This window comes from Kitasatospora sp. NPDC059722 (assembly GCF_042733235.1).
GTDB lineage: Bacteria > Actinomycetota > Actinomycetes > Streptomycetales > Streptomycetaceae > Kitasatospora.
The window spans coordinates 165,399-177,791 of sequence record NZ_JBHWGD010000007.1 but is presented as its reverse complement, the minus strand read 5'-3'; the positions used below and the strand labels follow the sequence as shown (position 1 = coordinate 177,791).

Sequence of the window (12,393 nt, the reverse complement as noted above, 5' to 3'; positions counted from 1 at the left end):
CTTGATGAGCAGGGCCGGGATCGTACGCGGGGTCAACGAGCTGGGCGTGCGGTGGGCCGGGCACGCGCTGGCGGAGGGGCGGCAGACGCTGCTCATGCCCGCCGGCGTGTGGCCGCTGCTCGGGCTGGTGGCACCTGCGGGCAGCCCGGCCGTCCGGCGGGACTTGGCGGACGCGCTTGGGCTGCCGGCCGACGCCGCCGCCGACCGGGCGCGCCAACTGCTCGGCCTGCTGGACGAGTTGCCGGGCATATCCGCCGCGCTGGGGCTGTGGACGGCCCAGGGGGTGCGGCCCCGGCCGGAGTGGCTTGCGGGCCTCCCGGCGGACGTGATCGGCCGCCTGACCGGGGACGGCGCGCAGGACCGCAAGGCGCTCGACGCCTGGGCGTCCCGCCGTACGGACGGGCTGATCGACGCCATGCCGGTGCAGGTCGACGACGACACCCGGTTCGTGCTGGCCAGCGCCCTGACCGTGCGGACCGAGTGGATCCGCCGCTTCGACGTCGGCGGCCGGGTGGACGGCGACGCGTGGGGCCGCAAGGTCGAGTACCTGTCGCGGTACACCTCCCTGCTCGACCGGGCGGCCGTCGCCGACACCCCGGCGGGGCCGGTCACCGAGGTGCGGGTGATCGGCAGGAACGACATCGACGTCCACCTGCTCCTCGGAGAGGCGGACGCCCCGGCGGCCGACGTCCTCGCCGCCGGCTTCGGCATCCTGGCGCACCGCCACCCCCGGGTCACCGCCGACCGCCTGCCCACCGGCACGCCCGGCCCAGGACTCACGGTCGCCTGGCGGCGCAGCTACGAGCGCGAACCGGTCCTGGGCGTCTGCGTCCCGCAGTTCACCGTCGAGGCCGACCACGATTTGCTGGAACGCCCCGACCTCTTCGGCCTCACCAGGGCGTGCCTCCCGTCCGTGACCGAGAGCCGCCTCCCGGGCCTCTCCCAGGACGACGAGCCGCTGTACGTCTCCAGCGCGCGCCAGACCGCCACCGCGTCCTTCGGCCCCCGCGGCTTCCGGGCCGCGGCCGTCACCGCGTTGGGCGTCGCGGCGGGGGGTGCGGCCGCCCTTCCGCCGTACAGCGTCCGCCACGTTCAGGCGGAATTCGGTCGTCCCTTCGGCTTCCTCGCCGTCCACCGCACGACGGGCCTCGTCCTCGCGGCGGGCTGGGTGACGGACCCGGACGCCTACAACGACCCGTGGGCCGCCTTCCTGGACCCGGACGACGAGATGCCCGAGTGACCCCTGGGGCCGGCCGGGCGGTCCTGCGAGACTGGGGGTGGCAGAAGATCGTCCGCTGAGAGAGGTCGCCCCGCATGTTCGGTAGTGCTGCTGTCGAGAGTCCGTGGTTCCGGCGGTTCAGTCCGAGTGACTCGGCGCCCTCGCGCGTCGTGTTCTTCCCGCACGCGGGCGGTGCTGCGAGCTTCTTCGTCGACTACGCGACCGCGCTGGCGCCGCACGCCGACGTGCTCGCGGTGCAGTACCCGGGGCGGCAGAACCGGTTCGCGGAGCCCGGGATCGACTCGGTGGCCGAGCTCGCGGAGTGCGTGTACCGGGAGCTGCGGGCCTGGGCGGACCGGCCGTTGACGTTCTTCGGGCACAGCCTGGGGTCGGCGGTGTGCTTCGAGGTCGCCCGGCGCTTCGCGCGGGACGGGGTGGCGGGGCCGGAGCACCTGTTCGTGTCGGCCGGGCGGGCGCCGTCGGAGCCGCGGGACACCGAGGTGCACCTGATGTCGGACGACGGGCTGCTCGCCGAGATCGGGCGGCTCGGCGGCACCGACCAGCGGCTGCTCGCCGATCCGGAGCTGCGCGCCCTGATCCTGCCGGCGCTGCGGGCCGACTACACCGCGATCGAGACGTACCGCTGCGCGCCGGGGGACACCGTGCCGCAGCCGATCACCGCGCTGGTCGGCGACGCCGACGACCGGGCGACGGTCGCGCAGGCGCGGCCGTGGGCCGGGCACACCACGGGCGGGTTCGACCTGCGGGTCTTCCCCGGCGGGCACTTCTACCTGACCGACCAGGCCCCGGCGGTGCTGGACCTGCTCGTCGCGCACCTGCGCGGCCGGTCCGGTTCGGGCTGGTGACGGCGCCCTACCGTTCGACTACCGTACGCATCTGACGTCCAGTCGGTCGAGCCGCCCGGGAGGCGTGCATGCGTCGGATCGCCGTCGTCGGAGCGGGCCAGGCCGGGCTGCAGCTCGCGCTCGGGCTGGTCGCCGCCGGGTACGAGGTGACGCTGGTCGCCGAGCGCACGCCCGAGCAGCTGGTCGGCGGGCGGGTGCTGTCCACGCAGGCGATGTCGGCCCGGCGCGGCGCATCGAGGCCGCGGCCGGGCTGGACCTGTGGGCCGCCGACGCGCCCGCCGTCGACACGCTCACGATGGTGCTGGCCGTGCCGCCGGGCGTGCGGGCGCTGGAGATCACCGCGACGCTGGACGAGCCCGCGCAGTCCGTCGACCAGCGGCTCAAGCTGGCGCGCTGGCTGGAGCTGCTGGCCGAGCGCGGCGGCCGGGTCGAGTACCGCACGCTCGACCGGGACGGGCTGCGCGCGCTCGCCGAGCGGCACGAGCTGACGGTGGTCGCGGCCGGGCGCGGCGGCCCGGCCGGGGTCTTCGAACGCGACGCGGCCCGGTCGCCGTTCGACCGGCCGCAGCGGTCGCTGTCCTGCCTCTACGCGCACGGCGTCGGCGCCCCCGACCCGGCCGTCGAGCCGCGGGCCCGGATGTACGCGCTGCCCGGCCTCGCGGACCTCTACCTCCAGCCGGCCCTGACGCTCTCCGGGCCGTGCGCGATCCTGCTGTGGGAGGCGGTGCCCGGCGGGCCGCTGGACGCGTTCACCGACGCGCCCGCGCCGGACGTCCAACTGGCCCGGATCCGCGCCCTGTTGGCGGAGCACCTGCCCTGGGAGGCGGAGTTCTGGCGGCACGCGGAGCCGACGGACGCGGGGGCGGGCCTGTTCGGGGCGGTCACGCCGACGGTGCGGCGGCCGGTGGCCGCACTCGGCGGCGCGCGGGACGTGCACGTGCTCGGCATCGGCGACGCGGTCGTGGTCAACGACCCGATCACCGGCCAGGGCGCCAACAGCGCCGCCCGCGCGGCCGACGCGTACCTGCGGGCGATCGTCGAGCACGGCGACGCCGCCTTCACGCCGGCCTGGATGGCGGCGACCGCCGAGGACTTCTGGCGGCAACACGCCCGGCACACCGTGGAGTTCACCGCCACCATGCTCACCGCGCCGGAGCACGTGCAGGGCGTGTTCGCGGTCGCCGCGCGGCACGAGGGGGTGGCCCGCAGGCTCGTCAACACGTACCCGGAGCCGAGCGACCACGCGGAGTGGCTGGCCACGCCGGAGCTGACGGCGGCGTACCTGGCGGCGGTGGGCGTGCACGGTCGGTGACCGCCCGGCGGCACTCGCCGCTGCCCGCCCGGCCGCACTCGCCGCCGCCCGCCCGCCCGGCGGCACTCGCCGCTGCCCGCCCGGCCGCACTCGCCGCTGCCCGCCCGCCCGGCGGCACTCGCCGCCGCCCGCTCTTGCCGGCGCCCGCCCCACGGGTCGACGCTGGGAGGAGACGGCAGAGGAGGCAGGTCGTGGAGAGTGCCGCGAGCGGCCACCGGACCGTGCCGCACACGGCGGACCTCCAGGTGGAGGCGTGGTCGCCGACGGCCGAGGGCTGCATCGGCGAGCTGGTCCGCGGCGTCGTCGACAGCTTCGCCGACCTCACCGCCGCCGGCCCCGCCGGCGAGCGCGCCTGCACCGTCGTCGCGGCGAGCGACGCCGACCTGCTCGCGGGCGTCCTGGAGGAGGTCGTCTACCGGATGGACGCCGACGGCGAACTCCCGACGGCGCTCGCCCTCGGTGCCATCCACGACGCGGACGGCGGCCGGACCCTGGAGGTGCGCTTCGAGATGGCCGACACCGCCACGGCCGCGCTCGTCGGCGCCGTGCCGAAGGCCGTCTCACTGCACGGTCTGGATCTGCGGCCCGGCCCCGGCGGCTGGACCGGCCGGGTCACCGTCGACGTCTGAGAGGCACCGGCCGTGGAGATCACACTCACCGAGGAGACCCGCCACCGCTGGCGGATCGACCGGACCCCGCCGATGCGCGTGCCCGGCGTCGTGTTCGCGAGCCGCGAGCTGCTGCCGCAGGCCGCCGGGGACAAGGCCCTCGAACAGGTCGCGAACGTCGCCACGCTGCCCGGGATCGTCCGCGCCTCCTTCGCCATGCCCGACGTGCACTGGGGCTACGGCTTCCCGATCGGCGGCGTGGCGGCGACCGACGTCGAGCAGGGCGGCGTCGTCTCGCCGGGCGGGGTGGGCTTCGACATCTCGTGCGGCGTCCGGCTGCTGGCGGCCGGCGCCGGCCGGGACGAGCTCGACGCGGAGCGGCTGCGCCGGCTGATGGACCTGCTCGACCGGGCCGTCCCGCGCGGCCTCGGGCGCGGCGGCCTGTGGCGGCTGGACGGACCGCGGGAACTGGACGAGCTGCTCGTCGGCGGCGCCCGCTACGCCGTCGAGCACGGCCACGGCGTGCCGCGCGACCTGGAGCGCTGCGAGGACGGCGGGGTCCTGGCGGGCGCCGCGCCGGGCGAGGTGAGCACGCGGGCCGTCGAGCGCGGGCTGCAGCAGGTCGGCAGCCTCGGCTCGGCGAACCACTTCCTGGAGGTGCAGGCGGTGGACGCGGTGTGGGACGCGGAGACGGCGGCGGCCTTCGGGCTGCGGCCGGGGCAGGTCTGCGTCATGATCCACTGCGGGTCGCGCGGCCTCGGCCACCAGGTCTGCACCGACCACGTCCACGCCATGGAGCGCGAGCTGCACCGCTACCGGATCGACGTCCCGGACCGCCAGCTCGCCTGCACGCCGGTCGACTCGCCGCGCGGCCGGGCGTACCTGGGCGCCATGATCGCCGCGGCCAACTACGGCCGGGCGAACCGGCAGCTGCTCTCCGAGGCGGCCCGCCGCGCCTTCGCGACGGCCCTCGGGGTCGGCCTGGAGCTCGTCTACGACGTCTCGCACAACCTCGCCAAGCTGGAGACGCACGACGTGGACGGCGTCGCCCGGCGGCTGTGCGTCCACCGCAAGGGCGCCACCCGCGCGCTCCCGGCCGGGGACCCGGACCTGCCCGCCGACCTCGTCCGGGCCGGCCAGCCGGTGCTCGTCCCCGGCACGATGGGCACCGCGTCGTACGTCATGGTCGGGCTGCCCGGCAACGACGCGTTCCACTCCGCCTGCCACGGGGCCGGGCGGGTGTGGAGCCGGCACCAGGCGCTGCGGACGGTGCGGGGCGAGACGCTGCACGGCGAGCTGGAGGCGCGCGGGATCGCCGTCCGGCCCGCCTCCTACCGGGCGCTCGCGGAGGAGACGCCGCAGGCGTACAAGGACGTGGACGCGGTGGCCGCCGTCACCGAGGAGGCCGGGCTGGCGCGCCGGGTGGCCCGGCTGGTGCCGCTGGGCGTCTGCAAGGGTTGAGCACCGCGCCTGCGCGTGGTGCTGCCGGGCGTCTGCACGGGTTGAGCGCCGCGCCTGCGCGTGGTGCTGCCGGGCGTCTGCACGGGTTGAGCGCCGTTGCTGTGCGTGGTGCCGCCGGGCGTCTGCACGGGTTGAGCGCCGCGCCCGTCCGGCGGTGTTGCTCGACACCTTCCGCGGGGAAGGCTTTGATGTCCCGGGGTCGGGCCCGGGACCGGGCCCGTCGAGGGCCGCGGGGCCGCGAGCGGAGGTGCGGGCCATGCCCAGCAGCAGACCGGTGATCGAACTGCGCGAGCTCACCAAGCGGTACGGCGCCACCGTCGGCATCGACCGGCTGGACGTCGAGGTCGCCGCCGGGGAGGTCTTCGGCCTGCTCGGGCCGAACGGCGCGGGCAAGACGACCACGCTGCGCTGCCTGGTCGGGCTGCTCCAGCCCTCCGGCGGCCGGGTGCGGGTGCTCGGCCTCGACCCGGTGGCCGACCACCGCCGGCTCGCGCCGTCGATCGGCTACCTGCCCGGCGAACTGCGGCTCTACCCCGAGCTCACCGGGCAGCAGACGCTCGACCTCCTCGCCGCGCTCCAGGGCGCCCTGGTGCCCCGCCGGCGCGAGCTGTGCGAGCGGCTCGCCCTCACCCGCGCCGACCTCGGGCGGGCCGTGGGGGAGTACTCGCGCGGGATGAAGCAGAAGCTGGGGCTCGTCCAGGCGCTCCAGCACCGGCCCGGCGTCGTGGTGCTGGACGAACCGACCGAGGGCCTCGACCCGCTCGTCCAGGAGACGTTCTTCGAACTGCTCGCCGAGGAGACCGCCGCCGGGCGGACCGTCCTGCTCTCCAGCCACGTCCTGCCCGAGGTGCAGCGCACGTGCGAGCGGGTGGCGATCGTCCGGCGCGGGCGGCTGGTGACCGTCCGCTCGGTCGCCGAGCTGCGCCAGGCGCGGGCGCGGCGGGTGCGGCTGGTCCTCGCCGACGGGCGGGGCGCCCGGCCGCTCGGCGCCGCCGACCGGTGGTCCCCGCGGTGGGAGGGGCAGCGCGTGGAGCTGGTGGTACCACCGGACGAACTCGTCGAGACGGTCCGGGAGTTGCTCGGGGCGTTGCCGGTGGCGGACCTCACCGTCGAGGAGGCGGGACTGGACGAGGCGTTCCTCGACCTCTACCGCAACTCGGAAGAGCCGGAAGAGGAAGAGCCGGCAGAGGAAGAGTCGCAAGCGGACGAGCCGCCGGCGGAAGAGCCCGAGGAGCGGCCGTGATCGCGCGCACCGTCAACCGCCGCCTCCCGCTGGTCTGGCTCGCCCTGCACCGGCGGCGCCGGATGTTGCTCGGGCTGCTGTTCGGCATGGTCGTCTTCGAGACCCTGATCACCGTGATCACCAGCACCGTCCCGCACGGCGACCTGTTCGGCGCCCGCCGCACCCCGCCCGGCGCGTTCAAGGCCTTCAGCGGTTCCAACGGCGACGTCTCCATCGCCAGTTACCCGGGGCTGCTCGGCGCCGGACTCACCCACCCGTTCTGGATCGCGCTGCACCTGACCGTCATCGGCTCGCTCGGCGCCGCCGCCGTCGCGGCCGACGTCGAGTCCGGCACCATCGAGCTCCTGATGACCCGTCCGCTCTCGCGCCGCCGCCTGCTCGCCGAACGGGCCGGCGCCCTCGTGGCGGCGTCGGTCCTGCTCAACGCGGCGGCGACGCTGACCATCGCGCTCGGGGTCGCGTTCTCGCCGACGCTGCGCGCGGCCGTTTCCGAGGGCGGGGTGTTCGCGGCCGGACTGATGGGCTGTGCACTGGCGTTCAGCCTGACCGGTCCGGTGCTCGCGGTCTCGGCGTTCAGCCGCCGCCGCGCGTACGTGATCGGCGCGGCGGTGGCCCTCGGCGCGGTCGGCTTCGCGCTCAACTTCATCGCCCTGGCGTGGTCCCCCGCCGCGCCGCTGCGGTACCTGAGCCCGTTCCACTACTACGCGCCCGGCGACGTCCTGGCCCACGGGGGCGTGCCGTGGCACTCGTTGGGCGTGCTGGTGGGCGTCGGCGCGGTCGGGCTGCTCGCCGCGTTCCGGCTGCTGGAGCGGCGGGACCTGGCGATCTGACGCCCGGGCTTCATGCCTGTGGGATGGCGCGGGCGGTGCCGGCGGTGCCGGGTGCTCCGGCGGCGCCGGGCGCACTGGAGCGGGCGGCATGCGCGGCGATGGCCTCGGCGGCGGTGAGCGGGAGACCGAGGTGCCGCGCGAGGCAGTCGGGGCCGTGGCCCTGGAGCGCGAACAGGTAGGCGGTCTGTACGCGGGCGTCGTACGCCACGTCGGGGGACGTGGTGGCGGCGAAGTCGCGGTGGTCGAGCAGGTACAGGCGCGGGGTGCCGTCCTGGAGCGTCAGGCGCAGCCGACCGCGGACGATGGGGGCGTCGGCGGGCAGCGCCCCGAGCGGCGGCAGGTGCGGGGACGTGCGGCGCAGGCCGCGCAGCAGGCCGGTGCCGCGGGTGGGGGCGTGCGACGGGGAGAAGCGTGGGAAGGACAGGCGGGTCATGGCGAACCTCCGACGGCCGGGGGCCGGGGGGAGGGCGCGCGCGAGCGGACCGACTGGCGTCAGCGCGCGCCGGGGCGGGGTGCGGAAAGCGGGGAACAGGGCCGACTGTGGCCCGGACTACTACTGGAGTCCATTTCTCTCGCCTCCCTCCCGGTAGGTGCCGCTACGAACCACCAGTAGCGTAGCCCCCCTTTGTGAACTGACCGCCGATCTTGACGGAACCCTGGCGAAGGGGCCTCAGCAGGTGTGCGCGGCCGCGACGAGCCGCTCGCGGACCAGGGCGACGTGCGGATTGGCGGACGCGGCGGGGCGCTGCACCAGGTACGCGGTGTTGATCGGCGGGTCCTCCGGCCGGTGCAGCAGGCGCAGCGCGCCCGAGGCGAGTTCGGCGCGGCACAGGTAGCTCGGCAGGACGCTCCAGCCGGCGCCCGCCGCCGTCGCGTTGACGACCGCCCGCAGGTCGGGGGCGGTGAGGGCGGCGCGGGCGTGCAGGCGCTCGCCGAACACGTGCCGCCAGTACCGGCGGGCGATCGGGAGGTCCGCGGCGTAGCTGAGCAGCGGGACGTCCGCGAGGGCGGCGGGCAGCTCCCGGCCGTCCAGGCGCTGCGCCCAGGCCGGTGCCGCGACGAGGACGAACTCCTCGTCGGCGAGCGGTTCCGCGTGCAGCGTCCGGCCGCGCGGGCGCCGGGTGGCGACGACCAGGTCGTGCCGCCCGGCGCGCAGCTCGGCGAGCAGGGGGTCGGTGAGGCCGGTGGTCACGCGCAACTGGACGCCGCCGGCGACGAGCGGTGCGAGCGCGGGGAGCAGGACGGTGCCCAGGTACTCGGCGGGCCCGGCGAGGTGCACGGGCTCGGGGGTGCCGCCCGCCCGCTCGCCGGTGGCGTCGGCGAGCCGGTCGAGGGGGTCGGCGAGGCGGGCGGCGAGGTCGTCCGCGTACGGCAGGGCGGCGACGCCGCGGGCGCCGCGCTCGAACAGCTCCCGGCCGAGCCGCTGCTCCAGGGCGCGGATCTGCGCGGTGACCGTCGACTGGGACAGTCCGAGCCGGTGGGCGGCGGCCGTGAACGAGCCGGCGCGGTGGACGGCGAGGAAGGTCCGCAGCTGGTTCAGGTCCAGCGGGCCGGAGCCATGGATTTCCCGATCGCTCATGGCGCGAGCCTACGGGACGGCGATGGCCGGGGTGTCGTCCGGAGCCATCGGATTCCCGATACCGGACATCGCCCAGGCCATTGGTGGGCGATGGTGGAGCGCGTCTAGCGTCGGGCCGTGAGCACTCCGGCGGAGGACCGCCGGAGCGTCGGACCGCACCCCTGGAGACTGCACCATGGCCACCATCCTGTTCGTCGTGACCGGCGCCGACGTCTGGACGCTGAACGACGGCACCGCGCACCCGACCGGCTACTGGGCCGAGGAGGTCCTCGTGCCGTACCGCGCCTTCACCGAGGCCGGCCACCAGGTCACCGTGGCCACCCCGGGCGCCGTGGTGCCGGTCGCCGACCGGGCGAGCGCGCCGGACCAGGCGACGGCCGAGGCGATCGCCGCCGTCGCCGAGCTGCGGCGGCCGGTGAAGCTGGAGGACACCGACCCGGCCGACTACGACGCCGTGTTCTACCCCGGCGGCCACGGCCCGATGGAGGACCTGGCGGTCAGCCCCGAGTCCGGCCGGCTGCTGACCAGGGCGCTCGCCTCCGGCCGCCCGCTCGGCGTCGTGTGCCACGGCCCGGCGGCGCTGCTGGCCGCGCGGACCGAGGACGGCGGGTCGCCGTTCGCCGGCTACCGGATCACCGCATTCACCAACGACGAGGAGCGCCAGGCGGGTCTCGCGGACAAGGCGCCGTGGCTGCTCCAGGACCGGCTGGTCGAGCTGGGCGTGGACTTCGCCGCGGGCGAGCCGTGGGCGCCGCACGTCGTCGTCGACCGCAACCTGGTGACGGGCCAGAACCCGGCGTCGTCGGCGGGGGCGGCCGAGGAGCTGCTGCGCCTGCTGGGCTGATCCGCCCGGCTGGTCACCGGAGTTGGCCGGCGATGGGGAATCGCGGTACCGGCGGCGCCCGCCCCACAGCGGTCGGGCGCCGCCGGTCCGCTCCGGCCACCGTATCGAGCCTTCGCGGACGTCGGAGGCACCGACCCGCCGCCGGGGACTACCGGATGTCGCGGACGAAGACGATCGCGTCGGCCTGGCCGGTGGTGGCGGGATCGAGGGCGGCGTAGGTGTGGTCGGCCGGTACGCGCGGCGTCAGGTGCGGTGTGAATCGCGCGAGTTGGGCCGGTTCGAGGACGGACGTGTCGTGCGGGAGCGTCGACAGGAGCCCTTCGAGCGTGTCGGCCGACGGGACGTCGGAGCCGCGGCTGCCGAAGGTGGTGGCCGCGTAGGCGTACCGGTCGCCGAGGCGGGTGCCGATGATCGCGCCCGCGCTCCACCACCGGGTGAGCCGGCCGGCGAAGCGCATGCTGCTCTCCTCCCGCTGGAGGTGGCCGTTGTGGGCGTAGGCGAGCGTCGGGCCGCGGTGCTCCTCGCGGCGGAGGACGGCGTCGAGGTTGTCGGCCATCATCGCGTCCCGCCGGGACAGGAGTATGGCGATGCGGGCGGGGCCGGTGTCGGCCATGGCGGCGTGGTAGCGCAGGAGCCCGATGCTGGTGCGGGCGTGCAGCTCGGCGCGCCAGAAGGCGTCGGGGGAGGTCGCGGTCGTCAGGTGGGGAGCGTGTGCGGTGAGGAGCGCACTCAAGTCATCGGCGATCACGCGCAGTTCACGGGCCTCGGGGGTGCGGCCGATGGATTTGGCCGGGTCGTACATGATGGCCTCGTCCGTCCAGCGGCCGTCGTCGCCGAGGAGGGCGTCGAGGGTCGTGCGGTCGTACGGCGGGTCGAGGTGGGCGGCGACGTAGTCGTGCAGCGCGAGCAGGGACGGGCGCGGGCAGGCGGCACCGGTGATCTCCAGCGGGCCGTCGAAGCCGTAGAAGCGGACCCGCTCAGCGTACGGGCACTGCCGGTTGAACTCGCGCATCCAGCGCAGGAGTTCACGATTGGCGGGCGAGGCGCCGAAGCCGTGGCTGAAGCCGTGGGCGACGGCGTCGTCGAGCGTGCCCACGCCGTCGGTGACGTACGCGTCGACGACGAGACCGGTGAGGCAGTCGCTCTCGATGGCGATCGAGCGGTAGCCCTCGTGCTCGACGAGGTGGCGGAACAGCTCGTTGCGCAGCTCGGGGAAGGCCTCGACACCGTGGGTGGGCTCGCCGAGGCCGAGGAGGCGGGTGGCGGGGGAGAGGAGCGCGGTGAGGGCGTGGCCCGAGAAGGGACGGGCCGCGTCCCGGATCGATGCGGTCATGACGTCAACCGTATCGTCGAAGCCCCGGTGTAAACTTTGGTGCCGTTTTACGCGGTAAGAGGGGAGTGAAGTCTCAAAGTGATGTTGCGACCCGTCGATCTGGCGCGCGAGCACGGCCTGTCCACGCAGGCGGTGCGCAACTACGAGGAAGCGGGTTCCCTGCCGCCGGCCGGGCGCACGCCGAGCGGCTACCGCGTCTACGGCCCGCGCCACGCCGCGGCGCTCAGGGCGTTCCTGGCGCTGCTGCCCGGGCACGGCCACGCGACGGCGGGGGCCGTCATGCGGGCCGTGCACGCGGGCGAGGTCGACGAGGCGCTGCGGCTGATCGACGCCGGTCATGCGCAACTGGCCGGCGACCGGGCCACGTTGGACGCGGTGGAGGAGGCGCTGCACGACCTCGTCCCGCCGGCGGGCCCGGAACCGACACGCGCCCCCGAATCGACACGCGCCCCCGAATCGACACGCGCCCCCGAATCGACACGCGCCCCCGAACCGACACGCGCCCCCGAACCGACACGCGCCCCCGAACCGACACCCGACCCCGACCCCGAACCCGGCGGCACGTTCATCGGCCCGCTCGCGCACCGCCTCGGCCTGCGCCCGGCGACCCTGCGCACGTGGGAGCGCGCGGGCCTGGTCGTGCCCCGGCGCGACGCGCGCACCGGCTACCGCGTGTACGCCCCCGCCGATGTGCGCGACGCCCTGCTGGCCCACCAGCTGCGCCGTGGTGGACACGGCCTGGAGCGCATCGCGCAGGTGCTGGAGCGCGTCCGGACGGCTGGTGGGCCGGAGCCCCTCCGGGCGACGCTGGGCGAGTGGCGCGACCGTCTGACGGCGCGCGGCCTGGCCCTGCTGGCGGGCGCGGCGGCACTGCACGCCTACCTGGCCGAGTTCCCCGTGGGCGAGTTCCCCGTGGCCGAATTCCCCGAGGGCGAGTCCTTCCAGGGCGGCGCCTGACCGGCGAGGTCGTACGGGTGGGCAAGCGCCCGGCCCGGCACGCGGCCGACCCGGGAGCCGGGGAGCCGGGCCACCCGGCAGGTGAGGGCATGGCAGGCTGGCGGCGTACCACCGACGTACCGCCGAAGCCCGTGACCAGGA

The 12,393-nt window shown here is 75.8% G+C and carries 12 protein-coding genes and 1 pseudogene; 10 read left to right on the top strand and 3 right to left on the bottom strand.

The features are described from left to right. Positions 1–4: 4 nt before the first annotated feature. The 8 genes and pseudogenes from ACFV4F_RS06880 (at position 5) to ACFV4F_RS06845 (ending at position 7,539) form a co-directional block, all read left to right on the top strand. On the top strand, positions 5–1,240 hold the full coding sequence (locus ACFV4F_RS06880) for a serpin family protein (protein WP_380500690.1): 1,236 nt from the start codon (positions 5–7) through the stop codon (positions 1,238–1,240). Positions 1,241–1,314: 74 nt separating this feature from the next. Next, on the top strand, positions 1,315–2,085 hold the full coding sequence (locus ACFV4F_RS06875) for a thioesterase II family protein (protein ID WP_380437149.1): 771 nt from the start codon (positions 1,315–1,317) through the stop codon (positions 2,083–2,085). Positions 2,086–2,153: 68 nt separating this feature from the next. Then, a pseudogene (locus tag ACFV4F_RS06870) lies at positions 2,154–2,252 on the top strand (NAD-binding protein); the annotation flags it as partial. A gap of 128 nt (positions 2,253–2,380) precedes the next feature. Continuing rightward, a complete protein-coding gene (locus tag ACFV4F_RS06865; protein WP_380500689.1) occupies positions 2,381–3,397 on the top strand; it encodes a styrene monooxygenase/indole monooxygenase family protein in 1,017 nt (338 codons plus the stop codon). Between the two features lie 191 nt (positions 3,398–3,588). After that, positions 3,589–4,026 (top strand): archease, encoded by a 438-nt coding sequence (locus tag ACFV4F_RS06860; protein ID WP_380500688.1) that lies wholly within the window; start codon positions 3,589–3,591, stop codon positions 4,024–4,026. A gap of 12 nt (positions 4,027–4,038) precedes the next feature. Next, positions 4,039–5,466: an RtcB family protein gene (locus tag ACFV4F_RS06855; protein ID WP_380500687.1), complete on the top strand. Its 1,428-nt coding sequence runs from the start codon at positions 4,039–4,041 to the stop codon at positions 5,464–5,466. 256 nt (positions 5,467–5,722) lie between these two features. Further along, entirely contained in the window at positions 5,723–6,709 is a 987-nt protein-coding gene (locus ACFV4F_RS06850) for an ABC transporter ATP-binding protein (RefSeq protein WP_380500686.1), read from the top strand. Continuing rightward, positions 6,706–7,539 carry an ABC transporter permease gene (locus tag ACFV4F_RS06845; protein WP_380492221.1) on the top strand — a complete coding sequence of 278 codons (834 nt, stop codon included), beginning with the start codon at positions 6,706–6,708 and terminating at the stop codon, positions 7,537–7,539. Before ACFV4F_RS06850 ends, ACFV4F_RS06845 begins: the two co-directional genes overlap by 4 nt. A gap of 10 nt (positions 7,540–7,549) precedes the next feature. On the opposite strand, the gene ACFV4F_RS06840 is transcribed toward ACFV4F_RS06845, so the two are convergent. After that, entirely contained in the window at positions 7,550–7,972 is a 423-nt protein-coding gene (locus ACFV4F_RS06840) for a hypothetical protein (protein WP_380437136.1), read from the bottom strand. 237 nt (positions 7,973–8,209) lie between these two features. Continuing rightward, on the bottom strand, positions 8,210–9,118 hold the full coding sequence (locus ACFV4F_RS06835; protein WP_380437134.1) for a LysR family transcriptional regulator: 909 nt from the start codon (positions 9,116–9,118) through the stop codon (positions 8,210–8,212). Between the two features lie 175 nt (positions 9,119–9,293). Here ACFV4F_RS06835 and ACFV4F_RS06830 point away from each other — a divergent pair, with 175 nt between their 5' ends. Next, positions 9,294–9,962 (top strand): type 1 glutamine amidotransferase domain-containing protein, encoded by a 669-nt coding sequence (locus ACFV4F_RS06830; RefSeq protein ID WP_380500685.1) that lies wholly within the window; start codon positions 9,294–9,296, stop codon positions 9,960–9,962. A 148-nt stretch (positions 9,963–10,110) separates the two neighbouring features. On the opposite strand, the gene ACFV4F_RS06825 is transcribed toward ACFV4F_RS06830, so the two are convergent. Continuing rightward, a complete protein-coding gene (locus tag ACFV4F_RS06825; RefSeq protein ID WP_380500684.1) occupies positions 10,111–11,295 on the bottom strand; it encodes an erythromycin esterase family protein in 1,185 nt (394 codons plus the stop codon). 81 nt (positions 11,296–11,376) lie between these two features. Between ACFV4F_RS06825 and ACFV4F_RS06820 the strand changes: the two genes are divergently transcribed. Then, positions 11,377–12,252 carry a MerR family transcriptional regulator gene (locus tag ACFV4F_RS06820; RefSeq protein ID WP_380500683.1) on the top strand — a complete coding sequence of 292 codons (876 nt, stop codon included), beginning with the start codon at positions 11,377–11,379 and terminating at the stop codon, positions 12,250–12,252. Positions 12,253–12,393 lie beyond the last annotated feature (141 nt).